At 70.1% G+C, this 19,250-nt stretch carries 24 protein-coding genes; 4 read left to right on the top strand and 20 right to left on the bottom strand.

Going from position 1 to position 19,250, the window contains the following annotated elements; genetic code table 11:
• Positions 1-25: 25 nt before the first annotated feature.
• From ABCR94_RS30445 to ABCR94_RS30420, 6 genes are all read right to left on the bottom strand, one after another.
• Positions 26-676: a TetR family transcriptional regulator gene (locus ABCR94_RS30445; protein ID WP_347123723.1), complete on the bottom strand. Its 651-nt coding sequence runs from the start codon at positions 674-676 to the stop codon at positions 26-28.
• Between the two features lie 247 nt (positions 677-923).
• A complete protein-coding gene (locus tag ABCR94_RS30440) occupies positions 924-3,044 on the bottom strand; it encodes a phosphotransferase family protein (protein WP_347123721.1) in 2,121 nt (706 codons plus the stop codon).
• A gap of 161 nt (positions 3,045-3,205) precedes the next feature.
• Positions 3,206-3,748: a hypothetical protein gene (locus ABCR94_RS30435; RefSeq protein WP_347123720.1), complete on the bottom strand. Its 543-nt coding sequence runs from the start codon at positions 3,746-3,748 to the stop codon at positions 3,206-3,208.
• A gap of 26 nt (positions 3,749-3,774) precedes the next feature.
• Positions 3,775-3,912, bottom strand: a complete 138-nt coding sequence (locus tag ABCR94_RS30430; RefSeq protein ID WP_347123718.1) for a hypothetical protein — start codon at positions 3,910-3,912, stop codon at positions 3,775-3,777.
• A gap of 100 nt (positions 3,913-4,012) precedes the next feature.
• The gene (locus tag ABCR94_RS30425; RefSeq protein WP_521978177.1) at positions 4,013-4,765 is read right to left on the bottom strand and encodes an HAD family hydrolase; all 753 of its coding nucleotides are present in this window, start codon (positions 4,763-4,765) and stop codon (positions 4,013-4,015) included.
• Positions 4,766-5,178: 413 nt separating this feature from the next.
• The gene (locus ABCR94_RS30420) at positions 5,179-6,069 is read right to left on the bottom strand and encodes a winged helix-turn-helix domain-containing protein (protein ID WP_347123717.1); all 891 of its coding nucleotides are present in this window, start codon (positions 6,067-6,069) and stop codon (positions 5,179-5,181) included.
• 158 nt (positions 6,070-6,227) lie between these two features.
• Between ABCR94_RS30420 and ABCR94_RS30415 the strand changes: the two genes are divergently transcribed.
• A complete protein-coding gene (locus ABCR94_RS30415) occupies positions 6,228-6,416 on the top strand; it encodes a hypothetical protein (protein WP_347123715.1) in 189 nt (62 codons plus the stop codon).
• A gap of 55 nt (positions 6,417-6,471) precedes the next feature.
• Here ABCR94_RS30415 and ABCR94_RS30410 read toward each other — a convergent pair whose 3' ends face one another.
• Positions 6,472-7,359 carry a GntR family transcriptional regulator gene (locus tag ABCR94_RS30410; RefSeq protein ID WP_347123714.1) on the bottom strand — a complete coding sequence of 296 codons (888 nt, stop codon included), beginning with the start codon at positions 7,357-7,359 and terminating at the stop codon, positions 6,472-6,474.
• Positions 7,360-7,546: 187 nt separating this feature from the next.
• On the opposite strand from ABCR94_RS30410, the gene ABCR94_RS30405 reads away from it, so the two are divergent.
• Complete coding sequence (locus ABCR94_RS30405) at positions 7,547-7,735, top strand: hypothetical protein (protein WP_347123713.1); 189 nt, start codon at positions 7,547-7,549, stop codon at positions 7,733-7,735.
• Between the two features lie 25 nt (positions 7,736-7,760).
• Here the strand turns inward: ABCR94_RS30405 and ABCR94_RS30400 are convergent, their stop codons facing one another.
• The 3 genes from ABCR94_RS30400 to ABCR94_RS30390 all read right to left on the bottom strand — a co-directional run bounded on the left by ABCR94_RS30400 (position 7,761) and on the right by ABCR94_RS30390 (position 10,778).
• The gene (locus ABCR94_RS30400) at positions 7,761-9,005 is read right to left on the bottom strand and encodes a GNAT family N-acetyltransferase (RefSeq protein ID WP_347123711.1); all 1,245 of its coding nucleotides are present in this window, start codon (positions 9,003-9,005) and stop codon (positions 7,761-7,763) included.
• A 137-nt stretch (positions 9,006-9,142) separates the two neighbouring features.
• Positions 9,143-10,102 carry an asparaginase gene (locus ABCR94_RS30395; protein WP_347123710.1) on the bottom strand — a complete coding sequence of 320 codons (960 nt, stop codon included), beginning with the start codon at positions 10,100-10,102 and terminating at the stop codon, positions 9,143-9,145.
• A 61-nt stretch (positions 10,103-10,163) separates the two neighbouring features.
• A complete protein-coding gene (locus ABCR94_RS30390) occupies positions 10,164-10,778 on the bottom strand; it encodes an RsiG family protein (RefSeq protein ID WP_347123708.1) in 615 nt (204 codons plus the stop codon).
• 115 nt (positions 10,779-10,893) lie between these two features.
• Here ABCR94_RS30390 and dtd point away from each other — a divergent pair, with 115 nt between their 5' ends.
• Positions 10,894-11,319: a D-aminoacyl-tRNA deacylase gene (gene dtd / locus ABCR94_RS30385; protein ID WP_347123706.1), complete on the top strand. Its 426-nt coding sequence runs from the start codon at positions 10,894-10,896 to the stop codon at positions 11,317-11,319.
• A gap of 10 nt (positions 11,320-11,329) precedes the next feature.
• Here the strand turns inward: dtd and ygfZ are convergent, their stop codons facing one another.
• The 3 genes from ygfZ to ABCR94_RS30370 all read right to left on the bottom strand — a co-directional run bounded on the left by ygfZ (position 11,330) and on the right by ABCR94_RS30370 (position 13,382).
• Entirely contained in the window at positions 11,330-12,295 is a 966-nt protein-coding gene (gene ygfZ, locus ABCR94_RS30380) for a CAF17-like 4Fe-4S cluster assembly/insertion protein YgfZ (RefSeq protein WP_347123704.1), read from the bottom strand.
• A gap of 10 nt (positions 12,296-12,305) precedes the next feature.
• The gene (locus ABCR94_RS30375) at positions 12,306-12,755 is read right to left on the bottom strand and encodes a Fur family transcriptional regulator (protein WP_347123702.1); all 450 of its coding nucleotides are present in this window, start codon (positions 12,753-12,755) and stop codon (positions 12,306-12,308) included.
• Positions 12,756-12,818: 63 nt separating this feature from the next.
• Positions 12,819-13,382: a heme-binding beta-barrel domain-containing protein gene (locus tag ABCR94_RS30370; RefSeq protein WP_347123700.1), complete on the bottom strand. Its 564-nt coding sequence runs from the start codon at positions 13,380-13,382 to the stop codon at positions 12,819-12,821.
• 258 nt (positions 13,383-13,640) lie between these two features.
• On the opposite strand from ABCR94_RS30370, the gene ABCR94_RS30365 reads away from it, so the two are divergent.
• Positions 13,641-14,003 carry a DsrE family protein gene (locus ABCR94_RS30365; RefSeq protein WP_347123699.1) on the top strand — a complete coding sequence of 121 codons (363 nt, stop codon included), beginning with the start codon at positions 13,641-13,643 and terminating at the stop codon, positions 14,001-14,003.
• A gap of 60 nt (positions 14,004-14,063) precedes the next feature.
• Here the strand turns inward: ABCR94_RS30365 and ABCR94_RS30360 are convergent, their stop codons facing one another.
• From ABCR94_RS30360 to ABCR94_RS30335, 7 genes are all read right to left on the bottom strand, one after another.
• A complete protein-coding gene (locus ABCR94_RS30360; protein WP_347123697.1) occupies positions 14,064-15,068 on the bottom strand; it encodes a CE1 family esterase in 1,005 nt (334 codons plus the stop codon).
• Positions 15,069-15,124: 56 nt separating this feature from the next.
• Positions 15,125-15,388, bottom strand: a complete 264-nt coding sequence (locus ABCR94_RS30355) for a DUF3099 domain-containing protein (protein WP_347123696.1) — start codon at positions 15,386-15,388, stop codon at positions 15,125-15,127.
• A 167-nt stretch (positions 15,389-15,555) separates the two neighbouring features.
• Positions 15,556-15,843 (bottom strand): DUF1416 domain-containing protein, encoded by a 288-nt coding sequence (locus ABCR94_RS30350; protein WP_347123694.1) that lies wholly within the window; start codon positions 15,841-15,843, stop codon positions 15,556-15,558.
• 72 nt (positions 15,844-15,915) lie between these two features.
• Positions 15,916-16,755, bottom strand: a complete 840-nt coding sequence (locus tag ABCR94_RS30345) for a sulfurtransferase (protein ID WP_347123693.1) — start codon at positions 16,753-16,755, stop codon at positions 15,916-15,918.
• 169 nt (positions 16,756-16,924) lie between these two features.
• A complete protein-coding gene (locus ABCR94_RS39245; protein WP_434600435.1) occupies positions 16,925-17,008 on the bottom strand; it encodes a putative leader peptide in 84 nt (27 codons plus the stop codon).
• 192 nt (positions 17,009-17,200) lie between these two features.
• Positions 17,201-17,899: an LmeA family phospholipid-binding protein gene (locus tag ABCR94_RS30340; RefSeq protein WP_347123691.1), complete on the bottom strand. Its 699-nt coding sequence runs from the start codon at positions 17,897-17,899 to the stop codon at positions 17,201-17,203.
• A gap of 95 nt (positions 17,900-17,994) precedes the next feature.
• Entirely contained in the window at positions 17,995-19,242 is a 1,248-nt protein-coding gene (locus ABCR94_RS30335; protein WP_347123689.1) for a hypothetical protein, read from the bottom strand.
• Between the last annotated feature and the right edge of the window lie 8 nt (positions 19,243-19,250).

Genomic DNA, 19,250 nt, shown 5'->3' with positions numbered 1-19,250 from the left:
ATCGAAATCTGGGCGATCGGTCGACTCAGAAGTGAGCCGCCAGCCCCGTCCGCAGCTGCCCGAACCCCCGGTCCGCCGCCACCACCGCCCCCGGCAGGACGGCAGCCGCGCTCTCCCCCGCCTCGATCCGCCGCCAGTTCTCCTCGGCGAGGATCCGCTGCACCGCGACGATCTGCCCGGCCGCGAGCCGCGCCCCGAGCGGGTCGGGCCCGCCGAGGGCCGCGGTCAGCGCCTCCTCGGAGCGGGTCACGTACGCGTGCAGCCTGGCCACCAGGCTCGGCGTCCCGTACAGCATCCGATGGAAGGCGCGCACCGCAGGCTCGTCGCTGAGCCCGGTCACCGGGTCGCGCCGGTCGAGGCCCGTCAGGAAGTGCCCGTGCAGGGCGTCCAGCGGCGAGAGCCCTGCCGGGCGGCCGGCCACCACCCTGGCAGCCTCGTCCTCGTGGTCGGCGAAGCGGTGCAGCGCCAGGTCCTCCTTGGCCGGGAAGTAGCGAAAGAGGGTCGGCTTGGAGATCTCGGCCGCGGCCGCCACCTCCGCGACGGAGACCTTGTCGAAGCCCTTCGCCAGGAAGAGGCCGATCGCAGCCTCGGAGATCACCCGGTACGTCCGCTGCTTCTTGCGCTCCCGCAGCCCCATACCGCCGCCGCCGCCACTGCTGTCCGTCTCACCGCTCATGGGCCAGAAGCGTACGGGGAGCGAGGGGGGCACGGGGAGCCCTTGACCTCAACCAACCTTGATGTCTGAGACTCCTCGTGCAGGCATCAAGTTCAGGCAACAGGCTCAGGCAACAGGTTCGGGCAACAACCGACCGGGGAGTGGACATCGTGCGCGCGATTCAGGTGACGGAGTTCGGCGGTCCGGAGGTCCTGACGGTGGGCTGACGGCCGGGCGCCCGGAGGCGGCCGGGCGGACTCCTCGCCCCTCAGGCGCCGCCCTGCAGGGCTCCCCCACGCCCCTGCCACGGCTCCACGTGGTCGCCCAGCGGCAGCGCCCGCGCAAGGTGGGGGGTCTTCATCCGGTCGCCGCGGAGCCCGAGCGACCCCGTCGCCGCCTGCAGTGTCATCGAGTACGAGGCCACCGCCCTGCGCACGTTCGGCGCCTCCAGGCTCTCCCCGGTGAGCAGGCGGTCGAGGTCCACATAGGCGGAGCGGACCGACTCGATCCACCGGTAGGTGTCCGCGTCGCGCTCGAAATCCTTGACGTACTCGGCGCTCCGCCTGCCGAACTCCCGCTTCCAGCGCTCGACCATGCGGCGCCGGATCTCGGGCCGGCTCGGGGTCAGATGCAGATGGCGTACCAGGTCGTACAGCGGATCGCCGACCATCGCCATCTCCCAGTCGATGATGATCAGTTCACCGGCGCTCTCGCCCCGCACCAGGTTCCACGGGTTCAGATCCCCGTGCAGCAGGACCGGGGAGCGGCCGGTGACAGTGTGCCGGGCCAGGATTTCCTTGAGCCGCGGGGCGTCGGGCAGTCCGAGGACCCTGGCCGGTTGCAGCGATTCCTTCGGCAGGCCCCCGACCATGTCCACCAGCCGGTCGCTCAGCCAGTGGTAGAAGCCGCTGTCGCTCACCGTCGGATCGAGCGCGGTGGCGTCCAGGTCGACGAGCGCGCCGAGCTGGTCGACGAGATGGTCCGCCTCCTGCGGCAGCAGCCCGTGCACCGGGTGGTTCGGGGGCCGCAGCCCGCCCGCCGGGCCCTCGTAGGAATGCACCGCGAACCGGTCGGAGAGTTCGCTGGTCCCCGTCGCGAGGACCCTTGGGGCCCGCACCGCGCCGTCCAGGCTCTCCAGCGCCCGCAGGACAACATGCTCGTCGAGGAAGCACGGCTCCCTGCGGCCAGCGCCGCTCAGCTTGCGGCGCACCACGACCGTCGAACGGCCGCTCTCCACCCGCACCACGGTGTTGAGATGCCCCGTCCCCTTGAACACGCGCTCGGCAGGTGCGGCGCCCTCCGCGGCGAGCGCCTCGGCCACCGCGCGGTCGGGGAGCCGGGCGCCGCCGGACAGCTCGCCGTCCAGCGTCCGGAACCTGACGGGCCAGGCATGCGGAGCCTCGGCCGAACGGCCGCCGTGCGCCGCGTGCCAGCGGTAGAGGATCCTCTTGATCTCCTCCCGGCCTGCCACACCGGCCAGCCTCAACGGCCTTCGCGCCGCGTGCAGTGCGCACTCCACCGACGCCGTCGCCGCGTCCAGACCCACCGGCTCCTCCCCCTCCCCCAGCGACCGGGCAGCGCGCATCACGTCCGGGTAGACGGACTGGGCGCGCTCGAAGTCCAGGTAGTGCCGCAGGTCGGAGGCCAGACCGTTGGCCCCTTCCGGCCGGATCCGGGACATCTCCCGGTACCAGGCCTGCTCCACCTCCTGCTGCTGGGAGGACGGGTACCGCATCCGCACCAGGTGCGTGGCGAGATCGTGCAGCGGATCTCCGTAGGTGGCCGATTCCCAGTCCACTCCGACGAGCGGCGGGACTCCGCCGCGGGAGACGATCAGGGTGTCGCGGCGCAGATCCGTGTGAAGCAGGCCGAACGGCCGCCGGACCATGGGCGGCACCCGCTCCGCGAACCCCGTCAGCGCGGTGTCGCGGATATCGAGCGCCGCGAACAGGCCCCCGAATTCAGCCCAATTGGGCTGACGTACCTGCTCGTCGGTGAGCAGTGCGAGCCTGCGCAGGAAGTCCCGGCTGTGCCCGTCGCGGGGCCAGTCGGACGGCAGCTTCGGCAGATCTTCGCGGCGTATGACGACCAGCTTGGTGAGGAACTCGGCCAGCGCCTGGATCAGCAGGGGATCGAGCGGCTTGCCGTCCTGGCAGACGCTGGAGAGCCGCACACCGTCCAGCGAGCCATGTTCGGCGGAGCTGCCGCACTCAGGGCTGCCGTGCTCGGCGGGGCCTACCGGTACCTGCGGCAGGAAGCGTTCGAGTGCACCGAGGAGCCCGGCCCGGTCCCGCCACGTCCTGATGGCCACGGGAGCCGGCTGTGCGGCGGGCGGGCCGGGCGCGGTGGGGTTCAGGGCGCGGATCGCAGCCGTCGGGGGACTGCCCACGGGCCACTCCTGGACGCTCGCGCGGTGACGTCATTGGTGATGCGGACACAGTAGCGGCCAACGTTCATTGGGACGCGGCGAGTTAGGACACCTGTAAGCCCTGCGGGTGATGTGTACGCCCGAATGTGCTGAGGCGTTCGAGTCTGTCGTCGAATGTGGCGTCAGGTGCTGAGCAGGTTCCAGTGCGAGTCGAACCACGACTGGGCCGTCGTGACGAAGAGAGACCCCTGCGAGTCCTCGTCCTCGTCCTTCACGTAGTGGAACAGCGTCGCTCCCAGCCCCAGCACGTCGATGGCGTCGACCTCCTCCCCACCGACGAGCTCGATGGGCCGCTCGACGACTACGTAGAGCCCGTGCAGCGCGGTGTTGCCATTGAGCAGGTAGAGCTTGAAGGCCGGGGTGATCGGTGTGCGTTTCACCTGTACGTCGACGCGGGAGACCAGCCGCTCCGAACGAAGGTCCAGGAGCGAGGAGCGCAGCGAGGCCGTATGGGCCCGGCTGATGTCGTGCAACCGCTCCAGCGGTCGCTGATCCTGATCGTCGGACGCGGATTTCGGGTAGGCCAGTCGTGCCTCTTCGCTCGGGAGGAGCAGGCGCACGGTGACGCCCTCCGGCGCAATCAGCCCCGCCCGCACCCGCTCGGCCTGAAGGTGGATGTGCGCGACCAGGGACTGCGCCGTCAGGGTGAAGACGTCAATGACCACGTCCTTGGCCTCGAAGGCGGCGTCGATCAGCGGGCCCAGCGTGATGCGCCCGGCCGCGGCCCGGCGGGCGAGTACACCTGCTGAGTGTTGACGACCCGCGTGCCGCTGCCCTGACGCGTCTCGATCCAGCCCTCGCTCACCAGCTCGCGCAGCACCTGCTGCACGGTTTCGTACTGCTGATGGTTCAGGCCTGAAAAACCGGACCACCACCGGACGGACCACCACCGGACGCCGGCCCTGCCCCGCACGGCCGGGCCGGAGCGATCACGCCCGCGAGGTGCTCCGCACCAGGTCGAGCACCTGCTCCAGGTCGTCCACGACCACCTCCGCACCCGCCGCACGCAGCCGCTCCCGGCGCCACTCGTCACGTGCGTAGCCGAGGAACGGTACGTCCGCCCGCTGCGCGGCGTACAGATCCGACGGCGTGTCACCGATCATCAGCGCCTGGTCGGGCCGGGCGCCGAGACCGGCCAGCGCCCGGTTGAGGCAGTCCGGGTCGGGCTTCAGCAGGCTCAGGTCGGTGGTGCGGCCGTAGACGTGCGGGAGGAAGCACTCCGCGAGGCCGCGGCCGGCCAGGTACTGCCGCGCCACCTGCGGGGAGTTGTTCGTGGTGATCGCCAGCCGGCCGCCGAGCACCGCCCGCCAGGTGCGGATCAGCGGATCGGCCCACGGTGTGGGCCTGGCGGTGACCGTGGCTTGCAGTTCCTCGCGGGTGAGCTCCTCCTCCAAGGCCTCGACCAGCTCGCTTCCCGGGCTGATCCGGCCCACCGCCCGCAGGACGGCATGCGGGTCGTCCGAGGCCAGCTCCTCCTTGGTCAGCAGCACATGCCGGCCGCGTTCCTCCAGCCAGTCGACCAGGCTGTCGGCGACCTCGTGCGCCTGATGGCCCGCGAAGAGCCGGCAGATCGGGCCGTCGAAGTCGAAGAGGACGTATTCGGCAGCCGTGATCAAGCCGATGAGGTTCAAGCCCTTGGGATTCAAGTCCTTGGGGTTCAAGCCCTTGGGGTTCCCGATCACCGGTGCCGTCTGTTCGGTTTGAGGCGCGTCAGAAGTCACGAAGCCGTCCGTGAGTAGGTCCGGTGGGGGCAGTAACGTCCAGCAGGTGTGCGGCAGGACCAGGCACGGCTGCACCTCGTGCGGGGCCGGTGAAGCCCTGCGACCGGGGAGGCGGCGTGCCTGCTGTGCCATCTTCCCCCCTGTACCCGCCGCGCGGGCGGTTCCTCGTACTGTTGCCCGTCGCTCGTGCACGGGACCGAACTGGGTCAGCGCCCAGCGGCGTACGCCTCGTACGCCTCGTCCGCCTCGAACAGATGCTGCACAGGTCGCTGCACAGGTCGCTGCTGCGGACCCCGGACGTGCGGCACGACCTGCGGGTGGCCGCGCGGGCCCTTCGGGGGTGGACAGGACTTCATGGCGGGGCGGGAGCGCCGTCAGGACAGGATCAACTCCGACGAGATCGTGGTCCACAGCGCGTCGAACCACTCCTTCGACTGGTTCACGAAGGTGGCGTCCCGCGCCCCTTCGCCCGCGCTGAAGGAGAACAGCAGCGACCTCAGCCCGAGCGTGTCGTACATCTCCGTGGGCACGTCGTTGATCTCCTCCTCCCGCTTGGTGATCATGTAGTAGCCGAACAGCACCTCCGAGTCGTTCAGGAGGTAGAGCTTCACCGGCGGTGTGAAGGGCAGCGCCCTGAAGGTGACCTTGACGTCGATGCCGTGCGAGCGGCGCAGCGCGACAAGGTTGTGGCGCAGTACCTGACCCTGCGAATTGCGCTGGGCCAGCCAGCGCTGGTGCACCGGGCTGTCGTCCTTCGGTTCCTCGACGGAGATGGGGAAGGCCAGCGAGATGTCCCGGCCGGGCAGCAGGATGCGTACGTCCACGGTCTCGGGCTTGATCCGGCCCTCGTGAATCAGCCGCAGCGGCTCGCCGAGCGCGATCGTGAGCGACTCCGAGGTCAGGCTGAGCGCGTCGATGCACACGTGCGGGGCCGCGAAGGCGGTGGTGATGCGCGGCGCCAGGCTGACCATGGTGGCCTGCGCCTGCGGGACGGGCGGTGCGCCCGTCGGTGCGCCCGTCGGTGCGTCGGCGATACGGGCGGGCGCTCCCCGCGTGACATCGGTGAGCAGGCCCTCTTCCTGAAGGACCCGCAGCGCCTGGCGTATCGCGCCGCGCTCGACCCCGAAGTCCTCGGCCAGCCGGGACTGGGTGGGCATGTGGTCCCCGGCTCTGAGGTCACCCTTGCGGATCCGGTCGCGCAGAGTGGCCGCCACTTCCCGGTACGAGAGCTTCCTGCCGTTCACTGCGATGTTCTCCTGAGTCACACATCGACGCTACAACTCCTCACCATCTAGCGTGAGTTGTTTGAAAGTTGTTTATTGATCGTGACCAAGCGGGACAACCTTGGCAAGAGTTGGCACCAACTGGCCGCACTTGGCGCGGTGCCCTCCATCTACCCACCCACATCGAAGGAGGAACCAGGATGCCCGCACTCCTGCTCATCGCCGCCGTTGTCGTGGTGGGGTTCGAGAAGTTGGCAGAGTGGCGGTACGGACCCCTTTGCGCCATCGGAGCACTCCTGATCGCCATCGGCATCAGGGCCAGGAGCCCGGCCTGCGTAGGCGTCGGGGTCACCGTCATCGCCATGCAACTGACCGCCCCGGCGCTCTGACCGCCCAGCGTCCGGACCACCGCGGCGACCGGCCCCGCCGTCAGGCGCAACCCGGTCAGCCGGCCAACGTCAGGTCCGAACTGATCGTGTCCCAGATCGCGTTGAACCAGAGCTGCGACTGCTCCACGAACGTCGTATCCCGCTTCCCCTCGCCACTGTGCGTGAACAGGAAGAGCATCGACTGCGTGCCCTGGGTGTCGTACATCTCCAGCGACTCATGATCGATCTCCTCCTGCTGCCTGCTGATCATGTAGTACGCCAGCAACGCCTCGGAGCCGTTCAGGAGGTAGAGCTTCACGGGCGGCGTAAACGGCAGCGCCCGGAAGGTAACCCGCACGTCAATGCCGTGCGAGCGGCGCAGCGCGAAGAGATTGTGGCTCAGCACCTGCCCCTGCGCGTTGCGCTGCGTCAGCCACCGGCGCTGCGGCCGGGTGTCCCCGCCGTCCGAGACCAGCGTGGGGAAGGCGAGATCGATGTTGCGGCTCGGCAGCAGGACGCGCACTTCGACCTTGGCCGGTTTGATACCCCCGCTGTGGATCTGCCGGAGCGGCTCCCCGAGCGCCAGGGTCAGCGAGACCGAGGTGAGACACAGGGCGTCGATCCGCACATGCGGGGCCGCGAAGGCAGCGGAGATGCGCGGCGCCAGGGCGACCATCGTCGACTGCGGCCGCGCTTCCTGCGGGGTGAGCGCGACGGGGACGGTCTCGGCCACGATCGCGGGAGAACCCTTGGTCACGTTGGTGAGCAGGTCTTCCTCCTGGAGGGCCCGCAGCGCCAGTCGGACGGCGCCCCGCTCCACGCCGAACTCGTCGGCCAGCTTCGCCTGCGTCGGCATGCGGTCGCCGGGCCGCAGGTGCCCGGTCCTGATCCGGGCCCGCAGCTCCTCGGCGACCTCTTCGGGGGACCGCTTCCGTCCGTTTATGGGGGAGCCTGCTGTGCTCACACACCAACACTACAACTTCTCGCCATCTAGCGGCAGTTGCGTGCCGGGTGGTTATTTCGCGGCCCAAGTAGGGGACAACTCAATAAGAGTTGGTAGCCAACTTGAACAATATGGTGGGAGTACGCCACAGCCATCAGAGGTTGGTGAATCAGCTGCCAAATGGGACCGACTCAGGGAGGGACCCGTCATGCCACTCATCGCCATCCTCCTCGCAGCACTCTTCTTCGTCGTCGAAGAGCTCATCCAGGGCCAGTTCGGCATCATGGGGCTGGCCGCCGTCGCCCTGCTGTCCATCGGCGTCAAGGCGAAGAACACCGCCTGCCTGAGTGTGGGCGCCATCGTCCTCGTCCTGCTCCTCCAGCCGGTAATCGGCTGAAGGAGCGCATCCGGGGCGGCGGTTTTCAGAAGATGTCCGGGCACCAAGGGCGCCTGGGGGTACGGAACAGGGCGTCGGCAACGACAGCGGCGCCCGCGGACTCCTCCACGACGCGGCCCAGCGCCAGCAGCCGCACCGCGGATTCCTCGCCCAGATAGAGGGCGCCCAACTCCCGTACATCCAGAGCCAGATCGGCCGACTCGGCCGACGGCTCACAGACCGCACCGTCCGGCGAGGCAGCCAGCCGGAACCGCCCACCGGCCAAGCCGGCCGCGTCATGCACCTCAAGCACCAGCGAGGCGGGCACCGCATACGTACGAGCCTCCAGGGCACGTACGACGTCCAGCAACCGCACCCAGAGGAAATCGGCCTGAGTGACGATCCTGGCAGCCCGGGGATCCGGGAGCAGGAGGGGTAGCAGATCGTCGCTCGCACGGAGGCCGGACCGGACCGTCGTGATCCAGTCGACCGAGCAGACGAAGTGCCACAGCGCGCGCTCCGCCGCCGGCGTCACCGCGATCATGTCGCGCACGGTCGCCTTGTTGAGCGGCTGCTTGGCGTCGCCCCAGTTGTCGTCCGACTTGTAGACGATCATCCCTTCGACCTCACCGGACGCCGAGCGGTACACCGCGTAGTACGGCTCGCTCCACGGCGCGTAACTCATGGCGACCTGCCCGGTGTTGGTCTGCCACCAGTACGCGTCACGGCCGATCGCGCCGGGCTGCGCGGCCCGGAGCCGGTCGTGCAGCTCGGGGCCGAGCTTGCGCACATCGGCCCCGTCGACCAGGTCGACCCGGCCGCCGTCGCCGGGCCCCGACCAACGCGGGTCGAGCCCGGCGCGCGGTACGTCGATCTCCCACTCGGTGCTGGATGCGGCGGGCCCGTATCCGTACCGCCCATAGATCGGGTATTCGGCGGCGATCAGCGTCGACAGGACGTCGCCGCGCTCCTTCGCCGCCCGCAGGTCCGCGTCCATCATCCGGCTGAGCAGGCCCCGGCGGCGGTGTGTGGGCGAGACGGTCACATTGGACACGGCGCTTGCCGGGACCGGCGCTCCGCCGACGACCGTGAGCTCCTGCGCGAAGGAGCGGAACGTAGCGACGCAGCGGCCCTCGTCGAAGGCGCCCTGGATCCGTGTCGGGTCCTTGCGCTCCCTGCTCTGCGCGACATCCTCCGCCGGGACCAGGGGGGACCGCAGAAAGCCGGTGGCCAGGGCGCGCAGCCAGTCGGGGAGCTCGGATTCGGTGATCTGACGGACGTCGACGGTCATGCGCCCACGCTAGGCACAGGCCCCGCGCGCTGTCGCATGATTTTCCCGGCGCCCGAGCCGCGCCGCTCCCCCGCCACGCCGCTCCCCCACGGCCCTCCGCTCCCCCGCCGCGCCGCCCCGGCTCCTCCCCGGCCGGGTCAGAACACCGCGCGTATCTCCCCGACCTCGGCGGCGCCGCCGAGCAGCGGCGCGAACCCGATCCGGTCCACCACGGGCCCCTGCACGCCCAGCTGGCGCAGCACCCGGGCCAGCACCGGGCCGAGCGCCCGGCCGGCGCCGTCGTCGATCTTGAAGGCGAGGGCGCGGCCGTCCGGCAGAGCCACCGCCTGGACCGCCTCGGCGCCCATCTTCGACAGCGCGCCGGGCACCTCGCGCATCAGCCAGGTGTCGGGACGGCGGGTGCCCGCGACGTACTCGGGGTGGGCGCGCATGGCGTCCGCGACGCGGCGCTCCGCCGTGCCGGGCTCGGCGAGGACGAAGTGGCGGAAGGCGCGGGCGAGGCCGGTGAGGCTGATCGCCATCAGGGGGGCGCCACAGCCGTCCGTGCCGACCACCGGGACACTCTCGCCGCTCGCCTCCTCGACCACGGTCAGGACGAGCTGCTGGAGGGGGTGGGCGGGGTCCAGGTAGGACTTGCGGTCCCAGCCGTTGAGGTCGCAGACGGCCAGCATCGCGGCGTGCTTGCCCGAGCAGTTCATGGTGATGCGCTCACGTACCCCGCCTGCGGCGAGATAGGCCTCCGCCTCCACCGGGTCGAGCGGCAGGTCCGGCGGGGTCTGCAGGTCCGACTCCGCGAGCCCGGCCTCCGCCAGCATCTTCCGTACGAGATCGAGGTGGAAGCGCTCCCCGGAGTGGCTCGCGGCGGCCAGCGCCAGCCGCTGCCCCGACAGGTCGAGACCGGCCCGCAGCACCGCGGCAGCCTGCATCGGCTTATTGCTGGAACGCGGGAAGACCGGGGCGGACGGGTCGCCGACCGCGGTGTCCACACTGCCGTCCGCCGCCAGTACGACGAGCGATCCCCGGTGGTGACCCTCGACGAAACCGGAACGTATGACTTCGGCGAGGACCGGGGATATGGCGGTGGTGTTGGAGGACATCGTCGGCCTTCCGGAGATCCGAGGGGGGACGACCCGCCTCCCACGGGGCCGGGGCGCGGCCTCAGGTCAGCAGATCGTCCACTTGAGCTTCGCCATCACGGTACCTGCGGGCGATCTCCGCACTGCAATCGTCGGCCGTCCGCTGGAGGCGGTGGCGACGGCTGGAGACCCGCTGTTCGTAGCGGACCAGGCGTCCCATCGCCGAGTGCAGCTCTTCGTCCGTCCGGGCGTCGAGGTCGGACAGTTCGACCTCGGCGAGCATCTCGGCGGCCAGCAGCCGGTACTCCTCACTGTGCGGCATGGACAGCGTGACGTGCCGTGCGGATGACCGGTGCAAGGACGGCGCGTCCGCGAGGATCTCGGAGAGCCGGTCGACGACCGGGGAGTCCGGCCCCGTACGCCGGGACAGCTCGGCCCGCAGAATGTCGATCCGCCCGTGCAGCAGCCGCCGTACGTAACTGAGGTCCGCCTCGTCGCGCTGCGAATCGCGGCGCAGCGCGCGCAGCGCCGGCAGCCGGAGCACGGGCAGGTCCCGCGGATCGCGTTCCGCGACGGCACCGGGCGCGCTGCCGTCGGACCGCTGGGCGGGTGGCCGTGCGGAGGCAGCGGGAGAGACCGGGTGGATCAGCGGCATATGTGCCGGGCCGGGCGGTTGCCCGGCGACTGGTGTGCTCATGGATTTCCGTCCCCTCGGACCGGTGCGGCGCGCACCGCCTGCGAGCATCGTGCCACTCATGGCGACGGCCACGCAGGCACTCTGCCCCCGTTCGGCCCCGGATAGGTTGGGCCGCATGCGTGCAGTGGTGCAGAGAGTCGACAGCGCGAGCGTCGTCGCGGCGGGCGAAACAATCGGCGAGATCGTCGGCGGAGGACTGTGTGTGCTGGTGGGAGTCACTCATGGGGACACAACGGACAAGGCCGCACAGCTCGCCCGCAAGCTATGGTCGGTTCGTATCCTTGCGGGTGAGAAGTCCTGCTCCGACGTGAATGCGCCACTTCTGGTCATTTCACAGTTCACTCTCTACGGGGACGCCCGCAAGGGTCGCCGCCCCACCTGGAACGCCGCGGCGCCCGGCGAAGTCGCCGAACCACTGGTCGACGAGGTCGTGACGCAGCTGCGGGCGCTGGGCGCGCACGTGGAGACGGGCCGGTTCGGAGCGGACATGCGTGTCTCGCTCACGAACGACGGCCCGTTCACGGTGTTCCTGGAGGTCTGACCGACCCGGTTTACGGTTCTACGACGACTTCCTGGGCGGCGGCGGTCGTGCCCACCATCAGCTCCGCGTCCAGCGGCACATTGCGCTTGATCAGCGCCAGCGCGATCGGGCCCAGCTCGTGGTGGCGGGCCGAGGTGGTGATGAAGCCGAGCTGGCGGCCCTCCTCACCGTCCGAGGCGAGCCGCACCGGGGTGCCGTGGCCCGGCAGCAGCACCTCGCTGCCGTCGAGGTGCAGGAAGACCAGGCGGCGCGGCGGCTTCCCCAGGTTCTGGACGCGGGCGACCGTCTCCTGGCCGCGGTAGCAGCCCTTCTGGAGGTGCACGGCGCTGCCGATCCAGCCCAGCTCGTGCGGGATGGTGCGGTGGTCGGTCTCGAAGCCGAGGCGGGGCCGGTGGGCCTCGACGCGCAGCGCCTCGTAGCCGAGCATGCCGACCGCCGGGCCGTGCGCGGCGGCGTACGACTCCAGGTCGGCGCGCGGCAGGAACAGGTCGCGGCCCTGCGGTGTCTCGCGCACGGCCACCCCGTCCGGCACCTCGGCGATCGAGCCGGCCGGGAGGTACACGACGGCGAAGTCCTCGGTACGGTCTGCGGCCTCGACGCGGTAGTAGAACTTCATCGACTCCAGGTACGCGAGCAGGTCGCCCTGCGTCCCGGGCTCGACGTGCACCCAGGTCGTCGTCCCGTCGTCGACGATGTAGAGCGCGTGCTCGACGTGACCGTTCGAGGTGAGGATCAGCGCCTCGGTGGCCCGGCCCGCCGGAAGTTCGCTGACGTGCTGGGTGAGCAGCAGGTGCAGCCAGCTCAGCCGGTCGTCGCCGGTGACGGTGATGACGCCGCGGTGCGAGAGGTCGACGAAGCCTGAGCCGTCGGCGAGAGCGCGCTGCTCACGGAAAAGGTCGCCGTAGTGCGCGGCGACACCTTCGTCACGCCCTTCGGCGGGGACGGCGCCGGGCAGGGACAGCAGGGGGCTCTTCATGTCCGCAAGCCTACGACTTGGCGGGTGATCCTTCAGAGGTCGCCTCCGCTGCGCACTTCTGGCAGTTGCCGAAGATGGCGAAATGCTTCATGTCCGTCGTGAAACCGAAGGTCTCGCGCAGCTTCGCGGTGAACTCCGCGGCGATCTCGATGTCGGCCTCGATCACGCTCGTACAGTCGCGGCAGACCAGATGGATGTGGTGGTGGCGGTCCGCCAGGTGGTACGTGGGGGCGCCGTGCCCCAGATGCGCGTGACTGACCAGATGCAGCTCCTCCAGGAGCTCCAGGGTCCGGTACACGGTGGAGATGTTGATCCCGGACGCCGTTCGGCGCACCTCGACGAGGATGTCGTCGGGTGTCGCGTGCTCCAGGGCGTCGACGGCTTCGAGGACGAGCTGGCGCTGGGGCGTCAGCCGGTATCCGCGCTGCCGCAGGTCGGTCTTCCAGTCGATGCTCACCACACGCCCCAGTGTAGGCAGTACGGCAAGCACCTGACTGTACGTTCGTCCGCCGTTTGCCTGTTCCTACTTGAAGAACGCGATGCCGTCGTCCGGAAGGTCCTTGAGGTCCTTCGCCCACTCGCTCGGGTCGACGACCTTTTTCAGGTGCGCCGACATGTACGGCCGTAGCTCGACGTCGGGGGTGGCCTTCTCGCCGACCCACATCAGGTCGCTCTTCACATAGCCGTAGAGCCGCTTGCCACCGGTGTACGGGCCGGAGGCCGCGGTGCGGGCCACGGCGTCGGTGACCAGGTCGATCTGCGGCTTCGTGGCGGCAAGATGGCCGTACCAGATCTCGACGATGCCCTGGTCACGGCTCATGACGACCTCGACCTTGCGGTCCTTGTCGACGCGCCAGTAACCGGACTCGCTCTCCAGGGGCCTGACCTTCTTGCCCTCGTTGTCGAGCACCCAGGTGTGCGAGACGTACTCCAGGAAGTCCCGGCCGTCGTGGGTGAAGGTCACTTCCTGGCCGAAGTTGCACTTCTCGGCACCGGGGAAGTCGGCAACGCCCGCGCCCTCCCAGTTCCCGAGGAGGAAGAAGAGGGGGACAAGGTCCGGATGGAGGTCGGACGGGATCTCGATCATGAGCTGCTCAGGCGATCTGTGAGGAGATGAGAGGGGCCGGTCCGGGTCAGCGCTGGCCCTGGTAGAGCTTCTTCACGGCCAGGCCGGTGAAGGCGAGAACACCGACGCAGACCAGCACCAGCAGGGCTTCGAAGAGAATCGTCAGCACGGGGTTGCTCCTTGCACGAGCGGTGGGCAGTACGGGCCGGGCACCAGCTTAGTCGGCCCGGCGCAGGCGCTCTCTGTGAGGTCGCCCGGGCCGCGGATTACAGTTAGGACATGGCGAAGAAGCTCGTGATCAAGGTGACCGCAGGGGCCGACGCCCCGGAGCGCTGCTCGCAGGCCTTCACGGTGGCGGCGGTCGCCGTGGCCAGCGGGGTGGAGGTCTCGCTCTGGCTCACCGGGGAATCGGCGTGGTTCGCGCTGCCCGGACGAGCGGCGGAGTTCGAACTGCCGCACGCGGCGCCGCTGCCCGAACTGATCGATTCGATTGTGGCGGCTGGGCTGATCACCCTGTGCACGCAGTGCGCGGCCCGGCGGGACATCAGCGAGAAGGACGTGATCGAAGGCGTGCGGATCGCGGGGGCGCAGGTCTTCGTCAGCGAGATCATGGCGGACGGCGTACAGGCCCTCGTGTACTGAGGCACCGCGTCCCCGTTCGGGTGCGGGGCCCGGGCGCCGGGCCCTGCGTGGGTTCACCCGTCACCGCTGGGCCGCGAAGAAGTCGACGAGGGTGTCGGCGGCGTTCAGAGCAGTGCTGGTACGGCCGAAACCCTTGGGCGGGGTGATCGACGAGCCCGGCCACGTATGGCCCGCGCCGTCCATGACCAGAAGCTGGACTGCGGCGCCCGCGGGCCCCGGGCCCCACACCGTGCGGTCGTAGCCCGCTTCGGACTTCGTCACCGGACGGCGTGCCCCGCCCGCCGCCGCGAACGCCGCAGCGCTGTCGCGGGCCGACATGGTCGGCGTGATCGGCTCTTCACCGGCAGGCGCCGGACCGGGACGGAGCAGACCCCCGAGGGGGCGTACGGGATCCTTCTCCCCGTAAATGATCATCACCGGCACCGCTCCTGTGGGCCTGACCACCGCGGCACCCGCGGGGAGCTGACCGGAGACCGCCGCGGCTCCCGCGACCAGCCCGGGCCGTTGCGCAGCCACCCGCAGCGCCATCGCGCCCCCGTTGGAGAACCCGGCGGCGTAGACCCGCTCGGGGTCCGCCTGCCCGCTCCGCACCAGCTCGCGGACCAGCGCCTCGGCGAAGCGCACATCGGCATCCGGGTCCGGGCGCTCCTTCGTGACCGCGCTGCCCGCGCCCCACCCGTGGCGCAGCCCCTCGGGGTACGCGACGAGCATGCCGCGCGCCCCGGCGGCCTTCTCCAGGCGGCTCGCCCCCCGCAGCTCCTCGGCGTCCGAGCCGCGGCCGTGGAAGGCGATGACGAGCGGTCTGGGCCCGGCGCCCTTGCCGGGGCGGTGCAGCAGGTACTCCCGGGTGCCGCCGTCCACCCGGAGCCGCTCCCGGGATGCACCGGCGGTGGCCTCGCCGTCCCGCGAGCCGCCGGGCGGGGCCGAAGCCGGGGCCGAAGGGGCAGACGGCTCGGCCGCCCTGGTACAGCCGAGCGGGCCGGTGACGAGGAGGACACCGAGCAGCAGGGCGCCGTACCGGGAACGGGTGGTGCGCCCGGGGCGCAAGGAGGGGAGCAAGGTCATGCCACGAGAAGAGCAGGACTTGTGGGTAGGTGTCCAAGCCGGGCTCGCCGGGGCCGCTACTCCTGCGGATGTTTCTTGCCGTCCAGCTCGGACCACCAGTCGTCGGACTTCGGGTCGCCGGACGGGTCGTCCCACCAGCGGTCATCGGGTCCCCGGCGGTTCGCGAAAATCGCCGCGACCGGCGGGATGACCATGGCGACGAGGCACATCCCGACCGCCACCGGCATGGACCACAGGCGCACGAAGGACCAAGCGGATACGAAGAGGACGATGCATCCGCCCATGAGCAGGAAATAGCCGCGACGGCGCCGCGTGTACATGCCTCCAGCGTACGACCACCTGGCCCGAGCGGCCCGGCCCCGGACAGACCGACGAACCGGCCCGGACAGACCGACGAACCGGCTCCGGACAGACCGATGGGCCGCACCCCGTTCCAGTGGCGTCCAACCCCCGGGGGTGCGGCCCTACGGCCGGCAGAGAAGCGGGCTCAGACCGCGATCGCGACCTCGGAGAGCCCACCGGTCTGCGCGACGACCGTACGGTCGGCAGTGCCACCCGGGACCAGGGCGCGCAGCGTCCAGGTGCCCTCGGCCGCGTAGAAGCGGAACTGTCCGGTCGCCGAGGTCGGGACCTCCGCGGTGAACTCGCCGGTCGCGTCCAGCAGGCGCACATAACCGGTGACGGGCTCGCCGTCGCGGGTCACATTGCCCTGGATCGTCGTCTCACCGGGCTTGATCGTCGAAGCGTCGGGGCCACCGGCCTGTGCTCCACACATGTTGAACCGTCCTTCAAGTCGTCTGATCGCAGGCAGCAGTTGAGCAGCCATTGGTTGAATCGGCGGCCTGGGTTACTTGTTGGCGCCGAGCTCGATCGGCACGCCCACCAGAGAGCCGTACTCGGTCCACGAACCGTCGTAGTTCCTGACGTTCTTCTGACCGAGCAGCTCGTACAGCACGAACCAGGTGAGCGCCGAGCGCTCACCGATGCGGCAGTACGCGATGGTGTCCTTCGCCAGATCGACCTGCTCGTCCTCGTAGAGCGCCTTGAGCTCGTCGTCCGACTTGAAGGTGCCGTCGTCGTTGGCGTTCTTCGACCACGGGATGTTGCGGGCGCTCGGCACGTGGCCGGGGCGCTGCGACTGCTCCTGCGGCAGGTGCGCCGGGGCGAGCAGCTTGCCGCTGAACTCGTCGGGCGAGCGCACGTCGACCAGGTTCTGGTTGCCGATCGCCGCGGCCACGTCGTCGCGGAACGCGCGGATCGACTTGTCCTGGGGCTGGGCCTTGTACGAGGTGGCGGTGCGCTCGGGCACGGTGTCCACCAGGTCGCGGGAGTCGAGCTCCCACTTCTTGCGGCCGCCGTCGAGGAGACGGACGTCGCTGTGGCCGTAGAGCTTGAAGTACCAGAAGGCGTACGAGGCGAACCAGTTGTTGTTGCCGCCGTAGAGAACGACCGTCGTGTCGTTCCCGATGCCCTTCTCCGACAGGAGCTTCTCGAAGCCGGCCTGGTCGATGAAGTCGCGGCGGACCGGGTCCTGGAGGTCCTTGGTCCAGTCGATCCGGATGGCGTTGCGGATGTGGTTCTTCTCGTACGCGGAGGTGTCTTCGTCGACCTCGACGATGGCCACCTTCGGGTCCTCGATGTGGGCCTCGACCCAGTCTGCGTCTACCAGGACGTCGCTGCGGCTCATGCTGTTCTCCTCCGGGGCAGGATGCGGGGGTTATGCGCGAGGGGTGTGCCGGCCGCTGTGGATACGGGATACGCGGGCGGTACCGGCGTTCGGCGGCACGGGGTGGCCCTGACTTCGACTGCGATCGAGTCGGGAAGGGCCGGGCGGAGGCGGGTGTGACAGAACCCGCTCAGAGAGTTCGACAGAGCATGGCGGAAACGCGGCACAGGTCCACTGCCCGCCGCTTCGTGAGGTCCGCCTGTCGCTCCTGCATGGGACCGATCGTAGGGACGTTACGTCCGACATGTCACCGGCGTGTCGCATGTTGAGACGAGATCGTCCGAATACTGGGATGCGAGTGCGGCTGAGGCCTGGGGAGCCACCCCCGCGACGCACGACGTCCGCCCCTCTCCTGAGGGGCGGACGCCCAAGTCTCACCATCCGGCCCGGTGGCCGGGCGAGCCGATCAGCCTGCCAGCTCCACGTCCGTCCCCGTGACGGAGATCTCCGCGCCCCCCTCGCGCGCCTCGATCTTTTCGAGCTTCAGCCCGTCGGGCAGCCCGCCGATCTGCCGGTCGAAGTCGGTCCGCTTGCGGATGATGTCTTCCAGGCCGGGGATGCCCTCGGCCGGGACCTTGTCCGCCCGTACCCGGATCGTGTTGCCGTCGACCATGCTCACGGTGGACAGGACACTGCGCGTGACGGTACGGCCGAGGATGTCGATGGAGCCGGTCACCTTCACCTTGCCGTTGCCGCCGTAGGAGACGCGCACGCCCTCCTCGGAGGCCTTGGTCAGGTCCGCGTACGAGATGGTGGCGGTGCCGGTGGCACGGGCCGCCTTCGCGCTGGTGAAGCCGGTGAGGCTGCCCTGCAGCTGTACGTCGTGCAGTTCGGCCGCCAGCTCGCTGACTGTGACCTTGCGGCCTGCCGCGCTCGCCTCGACGTCCTTGAGCGTGACGTCGACCTGGTCGAGCTGCTTGGCCGCGACCTGGGTCAGAAAAAGAAAGCCCTTGATCGAGACGTCGGCTCCCCCGCCGAGCCCCTGCTGGTTCTGGACCCGGTCGGCCACTTCCGACTCGGCCATGTTGACCGCGATGCGGTCCACGGCGACAAAAATGCCGCCGAGGACCACAGCGAAGATCAGCAGTATTCGCAGTGCACGCATTGCTCTGGGTCCCCCACCTGTGTCGCCCGAGTAGTAGTCACAACGTCGTCAAGCCCCCTGACGACGCGAGCCTACTGCCCGTGATCGACGCACCATCAGACGATGGCCCGGCCGATCAGATAGACGGCAGGCGCCGCGGCGGCCAGCGGCAGGGCCACTCCGGCCGTCATGTGGACGAACCGGGACGGGTAGTCGTAGCTGGCCACCCGCAGGCCGATCAGCGCGCAGACCCCGGCCGCGAGCCCGAGCAGCGCCCCCTTGGAGCCGACGTCCGTCAACTGGCCGGCCGCGATCCCGGCGCCCGCGGCGGCGAGCAGCGAAACGATCACCGAGGGAACGGCCCCCAGCGGCACCGCGCGGGCCAGCACCGCGACGGCGACGGCGACGCCGCCGATGGTCACGGCATCCGGGGCCGCGGCGAGGTACCCGGCCGCGACGACCGCGAGCGCGGCCGAGGTGACGGTGGCCGTCAGGCCGTACATCCGCTCGTCGGCAGGCGCGTGGTTGCGCAGCTGGAGCACGAGCACGAGCAGCACCCAAACGCCGAGCGTGCCGATGATCGCGGCGGGCGCGTGCGCCGCGTCGACGGCAAGGAGCGCGATATCGGCGGTGACGCCGCCCAGGAAGGCGAGCGCGATGCCCTGCCGGGCGGGCCACATGCCGTTGAGCCGGAACCAGCCCGCGGCGGTGACGACCTGGAGCAGCACCAGCGGCACGACCAGCGCATACGAGCCGAGCCCGGCGGCGACGGCCATCAGCAGAGCCAGGACGGCGGTCAGCGCGGCGGGCTGCATGCCCGGCGCTATCACCGGCGACCGGCCCTCGGCGCGGGCGCGCTGGGCGTCGGTGACCCGCGCATTGCCCATGGTGGTGGGTGAGTTGAACGTGGCGCCGGTGGCGGGGGGCTCGTACGGCGCGGGGGCCGGGGGCGGCTCGTAGGCCGCCGCTCCGGGCGTCTGGGGCAGCAGCGGGTACGCGCCGTTCTGCGGCGGCAGATGCGCGGTGTCGGCGGCGGCCGTAGCGGGTACGGGTACGGCCGCCTGCGGCTGGTACGGCTGCCGGTACGGGTCCGGCTGCTGCGCGTGCGGCTGCGGCTGGGCCTGCTGTGGCTGGTATTGCTGCGCCTGCGGCTGGACCGGCTGGTACTGGGTGTCCCAGGTCTGCCCCTCCCAGGTCTGGGTGTAGGGCTCCTGCGCGTAGGAAGGCTGCGGAGGCTGCTGCTGGGCGTACGGGACCTGCTGCCCGTAGGACTGCTCCTGCCGGCCGTAGGACGGGTCCTGCTGCCCGTCGTACCCCTCGCGACCCTCTTGCCCCTCGTACGGGTAAGGCTGCTGGTTGCTCATGGTGTGGG

Origin of the sequence: Streptomyces changchenzhani (assembly GCF_039766235.1) — a bacterium.
Taxonomy (GTDB): domain Bacteria; phylum Actinomycetota; class Actinomycetes; order Streptomycetales; family Streptomycetaceae; genus Streptomyces.
The sequence above is the reverse complement of the archived record's forward strand: the minus strand, read 5'-3'. Positions and strand labels throughout refer to the sequence as shown.